This is a genomic window from Heyndrickxia camelliae, assembly GCF_002844575.1.
Taxonomy (GTDB): domain Bacteria; phylum Bacillota; class Bacilli; order Bacillales; family Bacillaceae_C; genus Margalitia; species Margalitia camelliae.
This window is the reverse complement of the sequence record NZ_PIQO01000008.1, coordinates 129,590-146,971: the sequence shown is the minus strand read 5'-3', so window position 1 is coordinate 146,971 and position 17,382 is coordinate 129,590. Positions and strand designations below refer to the sequence as shown.

Annotated in this window: 14 protein-coding genes; 10 read left to right on the top strand and 4 right to left on the bottom strand. The window is 37.9% G+C overall.

Features of this window, described 5'->3' with window-relative positions; genetic code table 11:
- Positions 1-62 precede the first annotated feature (62 nt).
- The 3 genes from ascB to CWO92_RS12420 all read left to right on the top strand — a co-directional run bounded on the left by ascB (position 63) and on the right by CWO92_RS12420 (position 3,904).
- Complete coding sequence (ascB, locus tag CWO92_RS12430; RefSeq protein ID WP_101354532.1) at positions 63-1,499, top strand: 6-phospho-beta-glucosidase; 1,437 nt, start codon at positions 63-65, stop codon at positions 1,497-1,499.
- A gap of 147 nt (positions 1,500-1,646) precedes the next feature.
- Positions 1,647-2,345 (top strand): histidine phosphatase family protein, encoded by a 699-nt coding sequence (locus tag CWO92_RS12425; RefSeq protein WP_437177546.1) that lies wholly within the window; start codon positions 1,647-1,649, stop codon positions 2,343-2,345.
- Between the two features lie 116 nt (positions 2,346-2,461).
- Positions 2,462-3,904 (top strand): glycoside hydrolase family 1 protein, encoded by a 1,443-nt coding sequence (locus CWO92_RS12420; RefSeq protein ID WP_101354530.1) that lies wholly within the window; start codon positions 2,462-2,464, stop codon positions 3,902-3,904.
- A gap of 63 nt (positions 3,905-3,967) precedes the next feature.
- On the opposite strand, the gene guaC is transcribed toward CWO92_RS12420, so the two are convergent.
- Together guaC and CWO92_RS12410 are read right to left on the bottom strand one after the other, a co-directional pair.
- Positions 3,968-4,951, bottom strand: a complete 984-nt coding sequence (gene guaC / locus CWO92_RS12415) for a GMP reductase (protein WP_101354529.1) — start codon at positions 4,949-4,951, stop codon at positions 3,968-3,970.
- Positions 4,952-5,098: 147 nt separating this feature from the next.
- Positions 5,099-5,725 (bottom strand): TetR/AcrR family transcriptional regulator, encoded by a 627-nt coding sequence (locus tag CWO92_RS12410; RefSeq protein WP_101354528.1) that lies wholly within the window; start codon positions 5,723-5,725, stop codon positions 5,099-5,101.
- A 135-nt stretch (positions 5,726-5,860) separates the two neighbouring features.
- Here CWO92_RS12410 and CWO92_RS12405 point away from each other — a divergent pair, with 135 nt between their 5' ends.
- Positions 5,861-8,086, top strand: coding sequence for an MMPL family transporter (locus CWO92_RS12405; protein ID WP_101354527.1), 2,226 nt, complete (start codon positions 5,861-5,863; stop codon positions 8,084-8,086).
- Positions 8,087-8,448: 362 nt separating this feature from the next.
- Here CWO92_RS12405 and CWO92_RS12400 read toward each other — a convergent pair whose 3' ends face one another.
- Positions 8,449-9,519 (bottom strand): sulfite oxidase, encoded by a 1,071-nt coding sequence (locus tag CWO92_RS12400; protein ID WP_101354526.1) that lies wholly within the window; start codon positions 9,517-9,519, stop codon positions 8,449-8,451.
- Between the two features lie 152 nt (positions 9,520-9,671).
- Here CWO92_RS12400 and CWO92_RS12395 point away from each other — a divergent pair, with 152 nt between their 5' ends.
- The 4 genes from CWO92_RS12395 (at position 9,672) to CWO92_RS12380 (ending at position 13,251) form a co-directional block, all read left to right on the top strand.
- Positions 9,672-10,838: a M20 family metallopeptidase gene (locus CWO92_RS12395; RefSeq protein WP_101354525.1), complete on the top strand. Its 1,167-nt coding sequence runs from the start codon at positions 9,672-9,674 to the stop codon at positions 10,836-10,838.
- 226 nt (positions 10,839-11,064) lie between these two features.
- The gene (locus CWO92_RS12390) at positions 11,065-11,838 is read left to right on the top strand and encodes a transporter substrate-binding domain-containing protein (RefSeq protein ID WP_101354524.1); all 774 of its coding nucleotides are present in this window, start codon (positions 11,065-11,067) and stop codon (positions 11,836-11,838) included.
- Between the two features lie 38 nt (positions 11,839-11,876).
- Positions 11,877-12,536, top strand: coding sequence for an amino acid ABC transporter permease (locus CWO92_RS12385; RefSeq protein WP_101354523.1), 660 nt, complete (start codon positions 11,877-11,879; stop codon positions 12,534-12,536).
- Positions 12,529-13,251: an amino acid ABC transporter ATP-binding protein gene (locus CWO92_RS12380; protein WP_101354522.1), complete on the top strand. Its 723-nt coding sequence runs from the start codon at positions 12,529-12,531 to the stop codon at positions 13,249-13,251. The genes CWO92_RS12385 and CWO92_RS12380 overlap by 8 nt, the downstream gene beginning before the upstream one ends.
- Positions 13,252-13,370: 119 nt before the next feature.
- Here the strand turns inward: CWO92_RS12380 and CWO92_RS12375 are convergent, their stop codons facing one another.
- Positions 13,371-14,975: an FMN-binding glutamate synthase family protein gene (locus CWO92_RS12375; RefSeq protein WP_101354521.1), complete on the bottom strand. Its 1,605-nt coding sequence runs from the start codon at positions 14,973-14,975 to the stop codon at positions 13,371-13,373.
- Positions 14,976-15,280: 305 nt separating this feature from the next.
- Between CWO92_RS12375 and CWO92_RS12370 the strand changes: the two genes are divergently transcribed.
- Together CWO92_RS12370 and CWO92_RS12365 are read left to right on the top strand one after the other, a co-directional pair.
- A complete protein-coding gene (locus tag CWO92_RS12370) occupies positions 15,281-15,709 on the top strand; it encodes a DUF4064 domain-containing protein (RefSeq protein ID WP_165786680.1) in 429 nt (142 codons plus the stop codon).
- Between the two features lie 372 nt (positions 15,710-16,081).
- The gene (locus CWO92_RS12365; protein ID WP_101354519.1) at positions 16,082-17,323 is read left to right on the top strand and encodes an MFS transporter; all 1,242 of its coding nucleotides are present in this window, start codon (positions 16,082-16,084) and stop codon (positions 17,321-17,323) included.
- Positions 17,324-17,382 lie beyond the last annotated feature (59 nt).

Genomic DNA, 17,382 nt, shown 5'->3' with positions numbered 1-17,382 from the left:
ATTGAGTAGAAGGGAGTCCTGTGAATTCCCTTCTTCATCTACATAGAAAGGGAGAGGTTAATATGAAGACAGTTTCATTTCCAAAAGGATTTTTATGGGGAGGGGCAATTGCAGCCAACCAATCAGAAGGAGCTTATTTAGAAGATGGAAAGGGATTAACAACCGTTGATTTAATGCCAACTGGTAAAAATAGATGGAACATAGCAAAAGGGAAAGTAGATTCCTTCAAACCAATGGAAGGGGAATTTTACCCGTCCCACGAAGCTATTGATTTCTATCACCGTTATAAAGAAGATATCGCATTATTTGCGGAGATGGGATTTAAAGCATTGCGTGTTTCCATTTCGTGGGCGCGGATTTTCCCAAATGGGGACGATGAGCAACCAAATGAAGCAGGGTTAAGGTTTTACGACAATTTATTTGATGAGCTTTTATCACATGGAATTCAGCCTGTGGTGACCATTGCTCATTTTGATGTTCCTGTTCACTTAGTGGAGGCATATGGAAGCTGGAGAAACCGCAAACTTGTACATTTTTTTGAAACCTATGCAAAAACCATCTTCAAACGTTATAAAGATAAAGTGAAATATTGGATGACGTTTAACGAAATCAATATGCTTTTACACCTGCCATTTGTAGGTGCAGGTCTTGTTTTTAAAGAAGGAGAAAACAAGCTGCAAATTCAGTATCAAGCCGCTCATCATCAACTTGTTGCTAGTGCATTAGCAGTTCAAGCATGCCATGAGATTATCCCTGATGCAAAAATCGGCTGTATGTTGGCCGCTGGTATGACCTATCCTTATACCTGCAATCCAGATGATGTATATAAAGCAATGGAAAAAGATCGTGAATCGTTCTTCTTTATCGATGTACAGTCACGTGGAAAATATCCGGGTTATGCTATGCGCTTCTTTAAAGACAATCAGTTATCCATCGACATGGAAGACGGCGATGAGGATCTTTTGAAAATTGGTACCGTTGATTATATCGGCTTCAGCTATTATGGCAGCCGGGCAACAAGTACAGACCCTGAAATATTAAAACAAATTGGAAGTGGGAATGTATTTGCTTCTGTTGAGAATCCGTATTTAGAGAAATCTGAATGGGGCTGGCCAATTGATGCCAAGGGCTTTCGGATTACTGCTAACCAGTTGTATGACCGGTATCAAAAACCTTTGTTTGTTGTGGAAAATGGGCTTGGCGCAATGGACAAGGTTACTCCTGATGGGGAAATTAAGGATGACTACCGAATTGATTACCTAAGAAAACATATCGCTGCAATGGGCGAAGCGATTCAAGATGGTGTAGAAATTCTTGGCTATACGAGCTGGGGGCCAATCGATATTATTAGCGCCTCCACAGGTGAGATGAAAAAAAGATATGGCTATATTTATGTTGATAAAGATAATGAAGGTAACGGAACACTGAACAGAATGAAAAAGAAAAGTTTTTATTGGTATAAAGAAGTAATTGCGTCTAATGGGGAAAATCTTGACTAGTAGAGCAATGCTCTCCAAAACTGATCATATGGTAATAGTTAATAGATGGAGTTGGATGATATGAAAAAGCTTCTGGCAGTATGTGTATCTTTAATCGTTGTCCTATCATTGGCAGCTTGTAATCAATCAAAAACTACTAGTGAAACAATCAGGAACAAGGGTAAGGATAAAACAGTTACATTTTATATAACACGACACGGAAAAACGATTTTTAATACCAATGATCGAGTTCAAGGATGGTCTGATACACCATTGACAGAGGATGGAGTTAAGGTAGCCGAGAATTTAGGTAAAGGTCTAAAAAAAGACAAGATAAAATTTAATGCTGCATATAGCAGTGATAGTGGAAGAGCAATTGAAACGGCAAATCTAGTATTAAAGAATAGTGGTCAACAGAACCTAGTGCTAAATCAAGATAAAAATTTGCGGGAAGTGTACTTTGGTAAATTTGAAGGCGATTTAAATGAAAATATGTGGGGCCAAGTAATGAAAACATTGAACATGGATTCAATGGATAATCTAATGAAATTAGGCATGCCGAAATTAATTAATACCATTTCCAGCATTGATGATACTAAGCAAGCCGAAAATTGGAACCAGGTTGCCGACCGAGTAAAAGCTGCAATGGATAAAATTGCAAAAAAGCATACAAAACAAGGGGGCAATGTTCTCGTTGTCAGTCATGGCATGACAATTGATGCATTTCTTTCCATCATTGCTCCAGATCAGCCACTTGTTCAATTAGATAATGCAAGTGTCACTAAAGTACAGTACCTTGATGGGAAATACAAAGTGAAATCAGTGAATGACTTGAGCTATGTAAAAAAGGGGGAAAAAGAAGAGTAAGCTCTTTTCAAATGTCTTATCTGCACAAATAGCAATTTAAAAAAATGAAAAGTTCTTGGCGGTTATTTTTATAACTGCCATTTACGTTAAATAAATTTTTCACGGAGGTAATCTGAATGGCAACTACAAGTAAAAGATTCCCAGAAGGATTTTTGTGGGGAGGGGCTACTGCTGCGAACCAGTTAGAAGGCGGCTTTCATGAAGGAAATAAAGGATTAAATATTGCCGATGTTCTGCCCGGCGGAAAAGAACGTCTGAAAATTTTACAATCACCAGGCTTTGATTTTGAAATTCACGAAGATAAATATATTTATCCTAATCATGAAGCAATTGATTTTTATCATCGCTATAAGGAAGATATCGCCTTATTTGCTGAAATGGGTTTCAAATGCTACCGTATGTCCATCGCTTGGACAAGGATTTTCCCTAATGGAGATGAGTTGGAACCAAATGAAGAAGGTTTAGCATTTTATGATAGAGTGTTCGATGAATTGCATAAGCATGGAATTGAACCGGTAGTTACGATTTCTCACTATGAAATGCCCGTATACCTTGTAAAAAATTATGACGGTTGGAAAAGTCGCGAAGTAGTTACCTTCTTTGAAAGATATGTAAAGGCGATTCTTTCACGCTATAAGGATAAAGTGAAATATTGGTTAACTTTCAATGAAATTAATTCTGGTCTTGCCATGCCAATTATGGGTCTTGGTTTTTCCATTCATAATGAGGAAGACAAATACCAAGGGACATTCCAGGCATACCATCATCAATTTATTGCGAGCAGTTTAGCGGTCAAAGCTTGTCACGAAATCATTCCTGATGCAAAAATCGGCTGTATGATTCTTTATGCACCAACCTATTCCTATGATTGTAACCCTGAAAATGTCATGTATGCCCTTCAAGCGGGACGGATTTTTAATAATTTCTGCGCGGATGTTCAAGTAAGAGGGGAATATCCTACATTCATTAAGCGTTATTTTAAAGAACATAAAATTAAGCTCGATATTCAACCTGGTGATTTAGAATTGATTAAACAGTATCCGGTGGATTTTATTAGCTTTAGCTACTACATGTCCCGTACGGAAAAGAAACATAAAACAGAAGCAGAGCAAGGAGAAGGAAATATTATTGGAGGAATAAAAAATCCATTCCTTAAAGCAAGTGAATGGGGATGGGAAATTGATCCGATTGGTTTAAGGATTGCATTAAACGAAATCTATGATCGCTACCGTAAACCACTTTTTATTGTAGAGAATGGTCTAGGAGCGAAGGATAGGGTAGAAGCAGATGGCTCTATTAACGATGATTATCGAATTGAATATTTGCGTGAACATATGGTACAAATGCGAGAAGCTATTGAAGATGGCGTTGAATTAATGGGCTATACACCTTGGGGATGCATCGATTTAGTTAGTGCTTCCACAGGGGAGATGTCAAAGCGTTACGGATTCATTTATGTTGATAAACATGACGATGGCAGTGGAACGTTAGAAAGAAAGAAGAAAAAATCCTTCCATTGGTATAAAGAAGTAATTGCTACAAATGGAGAAAAATTATAAATGAAATGAGGGGACAGGTTCCTTTTCCCACTTGAGTGGGAAAAGGAACCTGTCCCTCTGTTCTTAATATACTTTATCACCATTAAAAATGGAGTTTTTCACAATGACATAATCTACATTGCGGATAGCGTCTAATTTTTTGCCGCCTGCATAGGAAATGGAGGATTGAAGGTCTTGTTCCATTTCGATTAAGGTGTCAATTAAATGGCCTTTATGTTCCACAAGCATTTTTTTTCCTTCTACATTTTTTCTTTCACCTTTTTGGAATTCTGAAGCAGAACCAAAGTATTCTTTATAGAGCTTTCCGTCCTTTTCTATCGTTTCCCCAGGTGATTCTTCGTGTCCAGCGAATAAGGATCCAATCATAACCATTGAGGCACCGAAGCGAATGGATTTTGCAATATCACCGTGGGTACGAATGCCGCCATCGGCAATGATTGGCTTGCTTGCAGCCTTAGCACACCAGCGAAGAGCAGCTAATTGCCAACCGCCTGTCCCAAATCCGGTCTTAATTTTCGTGATGCATACTTTACCTGGTCCAATACCAACCTTTGTCGCATCTGCACCGGCATTTTCTAATTCTCTTACTGCCTCGGGTGTCCCAACGTTTCCTGCAATAACAAAGCTTTTAGGTAAATGCTTTTTAATATGCTGAATCATGTTGATTACTGCATTAGAATGTCCATGAGCAATATCAATAGTTATAAACTCAGGTACTAGATTTTGCTCAGCTAGTTCCTCCACAAATCGGTATTCCTCTTCTTTCACTCCAACACTGATAGATGCGATTAGCCCACGGGACTTCATATCCTTCACAAAAGCAATGCGTTTCTCTGGTTGAAAGCGATGCATGATATAAAAATAACCGTTCTCAGCTAGAAATATAGCAATACTTTCATCTATAATCGTTTGCATATTTGCGGGTACAACTGGCAATTTAAATGTATGGCCACCAAGTGTTACCGTAGTATCGCATTCTGAGCGACTATTAACAATACATTTATTAGGAATCAACTGAATATCTTCGTAATCAAATACATTTTCCATGAATTTCACCTCTAAATACGAATGTTATTCGTAGGTTAGTTTTTAAATGTTCGTATATTGTTAATTTACCTTATTTTGTTCCATATGTCAAAGTTTTAAAAATAATTATGGAACTTGTATATGGAAAATTTGAAATTCATGCTTTGATTATTTACCAAAAAAGCCTCTCCAGAAGACATCCATGATATTTTTTGCCGTTTCCTCTACGGATTGAAAGAAGGTTGTTCCATCCGATTGTTTATAATTGCCCACCTTAACTAAGGCAATATAGGAATGGGCAGCAAATTTTGCATTTATAGCTGGAATTTCTCCTGCCTCTATAGCGGTCAAGAATGCTTCCTCAATACTTTTGTACATTTCTTCTTCTGCCATTCTCATTTCCTGTATTTGTTCTTCCGATAATGAACTTCTTGATTCCCTCATGAATCCTTCTAAGTCTATGGAGGTGGTTGCTTGTAAATGGGCGATAGTAACGTCAAAAAGTCTATCATATAGTGGTTTGTCTGGACTTAGTATTTGCACAATTCGTTCTCGTATCCTTCTCATTAAAGAGACAATTGTTTCCGTGAAAAGTATAGCTTTTGTATCAAAATAATAGTAAACAGTTGCTTTGGTCATGCCTGCTGCTTTGGCAATATCATCGACCGATACTTTTTGAAACCCATTCTCAAAAAATAAACGAGTTGCTGCTTGCAAGATAACCTCATTAGTAGGTGCAGTTTTATCTTTGCTCTTTGGTCTTCCAAGTACACGTCCTTTTGTCTGCTTTATCATTACTTTCTCTCTCCTTGTTATCTCATTCAAATTATTTTCTTTGATAATTAACTGACCAGTATATATAATTAATTCTGATGTATATATATTATATGATAAAACAAAATACTCATGGTTTTTCAAGGGGGGATCACAATGAAGTTTCTAATCCATTTTGTAGAGGCCGTCTCAAGCAAAAAAGGAAGATGGGTAACACTTCTTATTTGGATTGTATTGGTCGGGCTCCTTTCAGCAATATTTCCAAATGTAAATAAAATGGCCGATAATGGAGCGGAAGATTTGCCTAAGACTTCTATGTCTGTACAAGCAGAAAAAATAGCAAAGGAGCAGTTTCCGAATAATTCTGGAACTCCTTTGCTCATAGTCTGGTATAGGGATGGTGGTTTGAAGGACCAGGACTTCCAGCAGGTGACGAAGCTGTATAAGCATTTAAAAATGAATCCACTATCTGAACAAAATTTTATTCCGCCGTTAGGGGATATTCCGTCACAAGCATTAAAAACTTCTGCTTCCGAGGACAGCACATCTCTTGTCACACCCATCTTTATGGATGAAAAGGCCAGTTCGGACGATTTAACAGATAACTTATCGTCGCTCAAAAAGTATATGGAAAGTAATCTTTCGAGGGACATTGTAGACAAAGAAATTTCTGAATCAGGTTTGCATGTTCGTTTTACAGGGCCAGTTGGAATTGCAACCGATGCAGTAGCGCTCTTTAGCAAGGCTGATATTACCTTATTAATATCCACAGTTTTATTGGTTTTAATTTTATTAATTGTGTTATATCGTTCCCCAATTCTAGCGATTGTACCGCTCATAGGAGTTGGATTTGCATACGGATTAACAGGTCCAATTCTGGGGTTTTTAGCGAAGCAAGGCATTATCACGGTAGATTCACAGGGAATATCCATCATGACCGTATTACTATTTGGTGCAGGCACGGATTATTGTTTATTTTTAGTTTCTAAATATCGTGAGTATTTATTAGAGGAATCCGATAAATTTATCGCATTAAAGAAAGCAGTAAAGCATTCAGGCGGTGCAATTTTTGTCAGTGCCATTACCGTTGTTTTAAGCTTAAGTACGCTGTTATTAGCTCATTATGGTTCTTTCCATAGATTCGCAATCCCCTTTAGTTTAGTTATTTTAATAATGGGAATTGCAGCTTTAACCTTGCTCCCGGCATTATTAGCGATTTTCGGTAGAATTTCCTTCTTTCCATTTATCCCTAGAACGGAAGAAATAGTGAAGGAATTAGAGGAGAAAAAAGGGAAGAAACTTCGTCGGCCATCTAAAAATATGAGTAAAAAGTTTGGCAGTTTTGTTGTGAAAAAGCCTTGGACCGTCATCATTCTAAGTGTTGTTCTATTAGGCGGTCTTGCAGTCTTTTCACCTAAAGTACAATATACCCAGAATCTAATTGAATCGTTTCCAAAGGATATGCCATCACGTGAAGGATTTACGATAATGGGGGATCATTTTTCAGAAGGGGAACTTGCTCCTATGAAAGTGATTGTTCAGTCGGAGGGCAAGGATTTGCCAATCAAAGAGAAATTAAGCAAGCTTGCCTTTGTGGAAAGTGTTTCAGAACCTATAAAAAGCAGTAAAGATGAAAACTATGTATCTTATAATGTGATTTTAAAAGGGAATCCGTATAGTCCCGAATCAGTAGAATCCATTCCAATAGTGAATAAAGAGGTTTCTGGTATGTTACATGATGCTGGTATTAAAGGAAAAGGACATTATTGGATTGGGGGAGAAACGTCGAAGCTATACGATACGGAAAATACAACCAATCGTGACACAAAGGTAATCGTACCAGTGGTGATTGCAATTATCGCAGCGCTCTTGCTATTATACTTACGATCCATTATTGCCACCATTTATCTTATTATTACAGTACTGCTATCTTATCTATCTGCTTTAGGAGCAAGTTGGCTGCTTATCCATTATGGTATGGATATACCTGCGATTTCTGGATTAATTCCCTTATATTCATTTGTTTTCCTTGTAGCTCTTGGGGAAGATTATAATATCTTTATGATTTCAAGCATTTGGAAAAACAGGCGAACACAGCAGCACCGCCAAGCGATAGCAAATGGAGTTAGTGAAACCAGCAGTGTGATTACCTCGGCTGGGTTAATTCTAGCCGGTACGTTTGCGGTATTAGCGACCCTGCCGATTCAAGTATTATTACAGTTTGGTATTGTAACCGCAATAGGAGTTTTACTGGATACATTTATCGTTCGACCATTATTGGTTCCGGCCATTACGACGGTACTTGGCCGTTATGCTTTCTGGCCAGGGAAGCTGTGGAGGGCTGATAAGTTGGAAAAGGAGAAGATTGATTCAGAGATTTAATCAGAAGAGGCTGGGACATAAATAAAAAAATCATTGAAATTGGTTAAATCTACGAAAGCAAAAACGCATGAAATCAAGGTTTTTAAATTTGATTTCATGCGTTTTTTTGATTTGTCCCAGCCTCATTAATATTTTAAATCGTAGGGCGGACACCAGATCTTTTATTTAAGACAAAATGGTTTTTCCCCTGTATGAGGACTGAAGCCCCCCTATTTTCCTATAAACAGTTATTTCACGCGTTTTTCCCTGCTTAATCGGATTTATGTCCTCCTAAATGGTCTCGGCTAGGTGATTGCTTTGTTATAAACTGGTATCAGATCGTGAATCTATTTCATTGAAATTCAAACTCAAAGACAATGAATCTATTCAACCTTTACACGTATACAATCCACTCCATTATATCCATACCCCTTTTGATTCCAAACAGGGCTCATTGGTTGTGATCGGTTATAGGAATCGGTTGCTTTTGATAGGATGGTATACTCCCCTTTTTTAAAGGCAGACCATTCATAGAACCATGATACCCAGCCATAACCTTTGTGGTGATCCTTCTTGATTGCTGCCTTTGACCATGTTTGCCCATTATCTGTACTAACCTCGAGCATTTGAATGGTGCCCATTCCAGTCCAAGCTATTCCTTTAATCATATGCTTTCCGGAATCGAGAATTTGCCCATTGTGTGGCTTTTGAATGGTTGAGTTAACATTCATAATGGTGACGGGAGCAGAATCATGATTGCTATCTTTGTATGGGTAATAAACGTATTCCATAGATTGAAACGGCCCATCAAACTTAGAATCAGTGACGATTATCTGTTGTATCCATTTCACGGAGGCCATGGCATACCATCCGGGAACAATTAATCTTAAAGGATAACCATGCTTAAAAGGAATTGGCTTCTGATTATATTCATAAGCAATAATCGTATCGGGATGGAGTGCTTTTTCAAGCGGGAGACTTCTAGCAAAATGATGAATTCCATCGATTCCGGGATTTTTGCCAAAGTCGTAGCCTACTACTATTACTTCCTTTGCATCGTCCTTTAACTCCGTTTTTTCTATAAGGATTCTTAAAGGTACCCCCTTCCAATATCCTTGGCTTATTGCCCCATTTCCCCATTGTTCTCCGAATACCGGTGGCTTAAAAAATTTGCGCTTATTACCGGAGCATTCAAGGACAACCTTTATTGTTTTTGCAGGTAGCTGTTGAATCTCCTTTAGTGAAAAAATCTTTGGTTTTTTTATCGCACCATTGATAGGGAGCCAATAGTTGTGATGAGAGAGACGTGGATAGGAAAAATGATTTCGTCTATAAAATAATGGATGATCAACGGAATCTCTTTCTATAAAGGAAATAGGTGTCTCTTGATTTTCTGGAAATAGACTTTTGGTTTTTAAATAGGGCTTACTAATGGGAAATTCATTATTAGTCATGTATATTCCTCCAATGGAAAAAATGTCAGTAATAATAAATATGTCCCTTAAAGTTCGAATAGAAATATTGTTGAGACAGTGATTTTGATGTATATTTATAAAATAGAATAAATATTTACTTGTTTGTATTAAAATACAGGAGGAATATGCAGATGAAGAATCTATTAAAAACATATGTGCAATCTTTACAAAGTAAACTTTGGGAGATGAGCGATTATTTATATCATCATCCAGAATTAGGAGATCAAGAATATAACTCTATGAAACTACTAGTGGAGTTTTTGGAAGAACATGATTTTACCGTAGAAACCGGGACTGTGGGCAGACCTACTGCATTTAAAGCCGTATATGATAGTAAAAAACCTGGTCCAACTATTGCATATTTATCCGAATATGATGCGTTGCCGGGAATCGGCCATGGCTGCGGACATAATATGATTGGGACGATGGGTGCAGGCGCAGGTGTTCTTTTAAGTAAAATAATAGATGATATTGGCGGGCGAGTAGTAGTGCTGGGAACACCAGCAGAAGAAACGAACGGTGCAAAGGTTCCAATGGCGGAGCAAGGAGCTTTTAATGATATTGACGTGGCGATGATCCTACATCCATCAGATGAGTCCTATGAAAGTGGGGAGTCATTGGCAATGGATGCGATTCAATTTGACTTTAGAGGGAAATCAAGTCATGCGGCAGCAGCTCCGGAACAAGGAATTAATGCGTTGGATGCCGCCATTCAACTTTTTAATGGGATTAATGCCCTTCGCCAGCATGTAACTTCTGATGTGCGTATTCATGGGATTATTAAGGAAGGCGGGCTAGCTGCAAATGTTGTGCCGGATAAAGCGGTCGCGCAGTTTTATGTTCGTGCAAAGGACCGCAAGAATTTAAATGAGGTAGTGGAAAAGGTAAAAAATATTGCCCAAGGTGCGGCACTAATGACTGGTGCACAACTGTACATTGATAATTATGAACTAAGCTATGATAACATGATTACGAATCTAACATTGTCGCAATTATTCACAGAGAATCTCTTATCGACAGGTATCGCGGAGGTTAAAAAATCAAGAGATTCGTATGGTTCTATTGATATGGGGAATGTGAGCCACGTGGTTCCGGCGATTCACCCATATATAGGCCTTGATTCTCCTGGTTTAAGTGCCCATACACAGGAATTTGCTGACTTAACGATTACAGATAATTCCCATAAAGTTCTCGCCCAAGGTGCACTGGCACTTGCTCAAACGGGCTATGATTTAATAACCAATGAAGAGTTACTTAAGAAAGTGAAGGACGAATTTTACGAGAAGGTAAAGAGCTAATTCAAACTACTACGAGCATCTCCCTTGATAAGAGATGCTCTTTTTCTAGGAATCTTTGGGATGTATAAAAAAACATCTAATATAAATAATTTGAAAATTAAAATATAGAATATCCACTTCTCAATTAAATAAATGTGTGTTAAAATGCATTATGTTGTATAAAAATACAAAACTATTAATAAAAATAAACACAAAGATTTTGAAAATACACAGAGGGGGAAAGACAATGAAAAAGATCATATTATTGCTAACACTTGTTTTTGCAGTTGCCTTTATGGGAGCGTGTGGCCAGAGCAAAGCAAATGGAAGTAATGGGGATAGCGGGAAGAAGGAAAAAGTTTTAATTATGGGGACCTCAGCAGATTTTCCGCCATTTGAAACAAGAGATACATCAGGAAACGTTGTAGGATTTGATGTTGATTTAGGCAATTATATCGCTAAAAAACTAGGGTATAAGCTAGAGGTAAAGGACATGAAGTTTGATGGTTTAATAGGAGCTTTGCAATCGAAACGTGTAGATATGGTGTTATCAGGTATGTCTGCTACAGAGGATAGAAAGAAAAATGTAGACTTTTCAACGCCGTATCATCATTCAGGTGAGATGTTTGTTACAAAGAAAGATTCTTCTATAAAAGCAGTAGATGATTTAAAAGGGAAAACAATAGGAGTTCAATTAGGTTCCATTCAAGAAGAAGGCGCCAAGAACCTTCAAAAAACAGTTAAGTTTAATACAAAGGCCATGGATGATTCCACAACCTTAATCCAAGAACTATTATCTAATCGTATTCAAGCTGCATATTTAGATAAATCAGTAGCAGAAGGATATATTAAAAATCAAGGGTTAATAGGCTTTGATGATCCAACTTCCAGTTCTCCAGGAATGGGAATTGCATTTCCTAAAGGAAGTAATTTAGTAGATGATGTTAATAAAATTATAAAGGAATTGCAAGATAGTGGAAAAATGGATGAGATGAAAGCAAAGTGGATTAAAAATAATTAAAAAATGTTCAAGATCGATATAGAAAAGAGGTGTAAGGCATGAATTTGGACTTCAGTCAAATCGTGCCTTATATTCCTTTTATACTAGAAGGAATATGGGCTACGTTAAAATTTGTTATCGTTTCTATTATATTTGGCTTTGTGTTAGGTACTTGTTTAGCATTATGTAAAATTTCTAGAGTAAAGGTTTTAAAATGGTTCGCAGATTTTTATACTTCTATCTTCCGCGGGACTCCATTGATTTTGCAATTAATGATTATTTATTTTGCAGTCCCACAGTTAACTGGGTATGATATCTCCACATTTTTATCAGCAATACTCGCTTTTGGTTTAAATTCTTCTGCATATGTTTCCGAAATTATCAGGGCAGGTATTCAGGCGGTAGATAAAGGGCAAACGGAAGCTGCTCAAGCACTTGGTATACCATACCGCCTGATGATGAAGGACCTTATTATGCCTCAGGCTCTAAAAAATATCTTGCCAGCATTAATGAATGAATTTATTTCTTTAACGAAAGAATCGGCGATTGTTTCCACCATTGGATACTTAGATTTAATGCGAAGAGCTACTGTAGTCGGCTCAAAAATCTATCGAAATTTTGAACCATTAATCTTTGTGGGATTAATCTATTGGGCTATGGTTTTAGTTTTAACATTGCTAGGCAAGTTGGTAGAAAGGAGAATGAAATATAGTGATTAAAATAGAAAACCTTTCTAAAACATTTGGGAAAAATGAAGTATTAAAAAATATCTCAACCACTATTAATAGTGGTGAAGTAGTTTCTATCATCGGGCCATCCGGATCAGGGAAGTCCACATTACTTCGTTGTATTAATTTGTTAGAAACACCGACAACGGGCAAAGTGCTCGTTAATGATCAAGATATAACAGATTCAAAAACAAATATAAATAAAGTTCGTGAACAAATCGGCATGGTTTTTCAACATTTTCATTTATTCCCCCATATGACGGTTTTGGATAACTTGACGTATGCACCAATAAAGGTGAAAGGTGAATCTCGTCAGGTCGCAGAAAAGAAAGCTAGAGAATTATTGTCTCGAGTAGGCTTAACGGAAAAAGAGGGAGCTTACCCTAATAATCTCTCTGGCGGACAGAAGCAACGGGTTGCCATCGCTCGAGCTCTCGCCATGGAACCACAATTAATGCTTTTTGACGAACCAACGTCGGCACTTGACCCGGAAATGGTAAAGGAAGTATTGAATGTTATGAAGGACCTGGCAGGGTCTGGAATGACCATGGTGATTGTGACGCATGAAATGGGATTTGCAAAGGAAGTAGCCGATCGCGTATTGTTTTTAGATGATGGTGTGCTATTAGAAGAAGGCAAACCGGAGGAGTTTTTTCATTCTCCACGTACAAACAGAGCAAAGGACTTTTTGGAGAAAGTTTTATAAAAGGAAACTAGAGTGTGGAAGCACAATGAGTGTACACATTCGCGACATTAAACTCAATTTTTGCGAGACTATCAAAACACAAGATGAAAAACAGTGGTTGCATTGCCAACCACTGTTTTTCATCCTATTTCTACCTGCTTGTGGATATCATTTAAAATACTTTCTAATGAATAAACAACACCCTTGTCATCTTTATACATAATATTTTTTGGTGAAAAATGAACTGGTGAATCAAGCCCGGCTGCTGCTGAAATTCGGAATAACCCTTTTCTTAATGTGATAAGATAGTTTGCAACACGATGCTTTTTCTCATCAATTACTAGTGCCTTTTGTAGGGAGGAATCAGTCGTTGCAACCCCCACAGGACATGTATTGGATTGACATTTTAATGTTTGGATGCATCCTACCGATATCATGAATCCGCGTGCGATATTGATAAGATCCGCACCCATTGCCAGTGCGATTGCAGCTCTGTCTGGAGTGAATAGTTTCCCTGAGGCAATGATTTTCACCCGATCACGTACACCATATTTTTTTAGAGTAGACACAAGAATTGGAAGTCCGGACCTAATCGGCAGACCGACACTATCCATTAATTCCTGATAGGATGCTCCTGTTCCGCCTTCGCCGCCATCTACAGTAATAAAGTCCGGACCCTTTCCGGTTTCTTTCATATATTTTGCTAATTCCTCCGCGCTGTCATTACCCCCAATTACCATTTTTAATCCAACTGGTTTGCCCGTAGTTTCACGGATCTTTTCTATAAACTCACACATAGTAGGAACATCGCTAAACTGTCTAAAGCGATTTGGACTATCTACTGATTTATATGGTTCCACCTTCCGGATTTCTGCAATTTCCGGATTTACTTTTTCGGCATCAATATGTCCGCCGCGAGCTTTTGCACCTTGGGCAAGCTTGATTTCAAAGGCCTTTATTTGCGGGATTTCACTTTTCCTTTTTAGCTCGTCCCAATCGACATCCCCTTCTTTATTCCGAATTCCAAATAAAGCGGGACCAATTTGCATAATAATATCCACTCCACCCTCTAAATGGTAAGGAGAAAGTCCGCCTTCTCCAGTATTCATCCATGTTCCCTTAGCAATCCCCAAGCCTTTCGATAGGGCCGTAATCGCATTTTTTCCTAAGGCGCCGTAACTCATGGCAGACATACCAATTAATCCTTTTAATATGAAGGGATGTTTCGTGTTGGGACCAATCACAACTGCATCATCGTCATGAAGTAAATAGGCCGAAGATGCATCATCTTCCACTTTCTCTTCTCGTTGGGAAAAGAGCGGATCCTTTATGAGTAAATATCTTTGGGTTAATGCCATCGTGTCCATATCCACCTTCAACTCTTCCGTTAACTTCGGAAACATATCATTCCGGACATAAAAACCCTCACCCTCAAAGTCACGCTTCGAGCCAAAACCAATTACATCACGCTTGTACTTGGCGCTTCTGACAATATGCTCATAATCATCCCTTGAAAAAGGTTTTCCTTCTGTATCGCTATTAAACCAATATTGGCGCATCTCCGGACCGATTTTTTCAAAGAAATAACGGACCCTTCCAAGAGCAGGATAATTTCGCAAAATTGAATGCATCTTTTGATTACGGTCAAAAATTAATAGATACATGATGAAAATGGATACTGCGATGACAACTAATACAATGAAGATAAACCCGATAATGATGAAAAGATTTGCAGCAAAATTCATGGTTTTCCTCCTAAGATAAGGTCCTTATGGATAATATAGGCTCGTATAAAATTTTTATACACAAAGAGGTGTGACTACAGGAAGGATGGAACATTATAATCGGAAATTTCTACTGTGGGTAAAAAGACTGGATTTGTAGTGTTCGACCATTGCCGTGATGGGGAGATTTTTCTCGCTTCCGTTCTATTTAATCTAATATTTGTGCGGTTCCTTTTCTCTAAAAAGGTAATCTCTTTTCATTTAACATGAAACTTCCAGCAAATCCTGTCGTAAGTATAGGTATAAGATATAAAGGGGGAGAATCGATGAAAAGAACTGCTGAGATAACCTTAACTATTATTGGAGTTATTATTAATGTACTTGTTAGCGGCGGCATTGCATTGATAGCTGCTTTATTTAAGAACGAGTCCTTTCAAGAACAAGTCAAAAATGAACTTGAAAACGATCCGAGTGTGAGTGTAAATGAAACTGACCTTTCAATGGTTCTTGATACTATTGGAAATGGGAGCTGGTGGGTATTCATCGCATCCCTGATAGGTATAGTGCTTGGAATTATCGCAACAGTATTTCTTATAGGAAATAAAAAGCCGAAACCAGCAGGTATCTTGTTAATTATTGCAGCAGTTGTTTCTGTTATTTTATCTGTTGGAATAGATTGGCTGTCCGGCATTTTATTTTTGATTGCAGGTATTTTGAGCCTAGTCAGGAAGCCTAAAACGATTATAGAACAATAGAACGGAGACTTGCCCTTTTCGGCAAGTTTTTTTATTGCTACTTGATAGTCTTATGTATCACATCTATTCTTGATTAACTCTTCACCTTGTTAAAGATATAAATGGAAAATACCTGAGGGTGTATTGACATCTGAAAAAATCATTGTATGATACAATCATAAGGTTGTATTATGCAATTAATTTCAAAGAGGAAATAATAATCAACTTTTTAAATAAAGAAATAGTTGATTTTATAATCCGTGGAGATGTAGCCGTATTAATTTTGTATCGTTTTTTATATACTTCTTTGAAACTGCCATTATATTTGATTCTTATTCTCCATCGGATATCCTCAATGAGAAATCAAAACACAGAATAGGAGTTTTGCAAAACATGTCATCTGTATCACAAAAAGCGGCAATGGTTAGCAGTTCGTCACTTCAACAGGAACCATCTCTTCTAAAACAGCCAAAAGCAGTGTGGGCTGTCTTTTTTGCTTGTATTATTGCCTTCATGGGGCTTGGGCTTGTTGATCCGATCTTACCGGCTATTGCCCAAAATATGCATGCCACACCAAGTCAAGTTACATTGCTATTCACAAGCTATAATGCGGTTATGGCTGTAGCTATGCTTATTACCGGTTCCATTTCATCCAGACTTGGAATCAAGTGGACATTATTAGTAGGAATAATTGTCATTGCGGCATTCTCTGCACTAGGCGGGGCTTCCAATAATATTTGGGCACTTGTCGGCTTGCGGGGAGGCTGGGGTCTTGGAAATGCATTGTTTGTTGCCACTGCTTTAGCTGCTATTGTATCCCTTTCAAATAGCGGGACAGCGAAAGCAATTATTTTATATGAAGCTGCTATTGGACTCGGAATTTCAGTAGGGCCATTACTTGGTGGTTGGTTAGGTGGTATGTCATGGAGAGGACCATTTTTGGGCGTTGCTGTCTTAATGGTGATTGCGTTTATCGGATTAATCTCGATGATGCCCAAACAAACTTCAAGCGGTCAAACCCAAGCGAAGAAAAAGACATCCTTATTAGATCCATTTCGTGCGTTAAAACATTATTCTCTTTTAGTTTTCGGTATTGCAGCTGCTTTATATAACTTTGGATTTTTTACCTTATTGGCATATGCACCGTTTGTTATGGGATTAGATGAGCATGGATTAGGATTTGTCTTCTTAGGCTGGGGGATTCTTCTTGCCATTACTTCTGTTTTTATGGCTCCAAAGCTTCAGAAATCCTTTGGTACGGTTAAATCAATGTGCCTGATGTTATTTTTGTTTGCTGTTGTACTTTTAGCAATGGGTATCTGGACATCCACACAGTGGGTTATAATTGCAGCCGTTATTTTTGCAGGTGCTTTGCTTGGTAATAACAATACATTGATCACGACAGCAGTAATGAATGCAACAAATGTTGAACGATCAACTGCTTCTGCTGCCTACAGCTTTTTACGCTTTTTAGGCGGAGCGATTGCACCATATATGGCAGGTAAATTGGCAGAGGTTTATAATCCGCATGTACCGTTTATAGTAGGTGCCGCATTTGTATTAGTTTCCGTATTATTCATTTTAGTGAATGCTAAGCATGTTAAACATGTGGATGATGTTGAAGCGGGACATTAATTGAAATTAAAGATGGCTGGACTAACTTATTCGTAATGAGTCAGTTCAGTCATTTTTTA

Bases quoted from the DNA above. Each gene is read 5' to 3' on its own strand.
- CWO92_RS12365 (WP_101354519.1), top strand. From the start codon at position 16,082: ATGTCATCTGTATCACAAAAAGCGGCAATGGTTAGCAGTTCGTCACTT.
- CWO92_RS12385 (WP_101354523.1), top strand. From the start codon at position 11,877: ATGAATTTGGACTTCAGTCAAATCGTGCCTTATATTCCTTTTATACTA.
- guaC (WP_101354529.1), bottom strand. From the start codon at position 4,951: ATGGAAAATGTATTTGATTACGAAGATATTCAGTTGATTCCTAATAAA.
- CWO92_RS12410 (WP_101354528.1), bottom strand. From the start codon at position 5,725: ATGATAAAGCAGACAAAAGGACGTGTACTTGGAAGACCAAAGAGCAAA.
- CWO92_RS12405 (WP_101354527.1), top strand. From the start codon at position 5,861: ATGAAGTTTCTAATCCATTTTGTAGAGGCCGTCTCAAGCAAAAAAGGA.
- CWO92_RS12400 (WP_101354526.1), bottom strand. From the start codon at position 9,519: ATGACTAATAATGAATTTCCCATTAGTAAGCCCTATTTAAAAACCAAA.
- ascB (WP_101354532.1), top strand. From the start codon at position 63: ATGAAGACAGTTTCATTTCCAAAAGGATTTTTATGGGGAGGGGCAATT.
- CWO92_RS12370 (WP_165786680.1), top strand. From the start codon at position 15,281: ATGAAAAGAACTGCTGAGATAACCTTAACTATTATTGGAGTTATTATT.
- CWO92_RS12390 (WP_101354524.1), top strand. From the start codon at position 11,065: ATGAAAAAGATCATATTATTGCTAACACTTGTTTTTGCAGTTGCCTTT.
- CWO92_RS12395 (WP_101354525.1), top strand. From the start codon at position 9,672: ATGAAGAATCTATTAAAAACATATGTGCAATCTTTACAAAGTAAACTT.
- CWO92_RS12375 (WP_101354521.1), bottom strand. From the start codon at position 14,975: ATGAATTTTGCTGCAAATCTTTTCATCATTATCGGGTTTATCTTCATT.
- CWO92_RS12420 (WP_101354530.1), top strand. From the start codon at position 2,462: ATGGCAACTACAAGTAAAAGATTCCCAGAAGGATTTTTGTGGGGAGGG.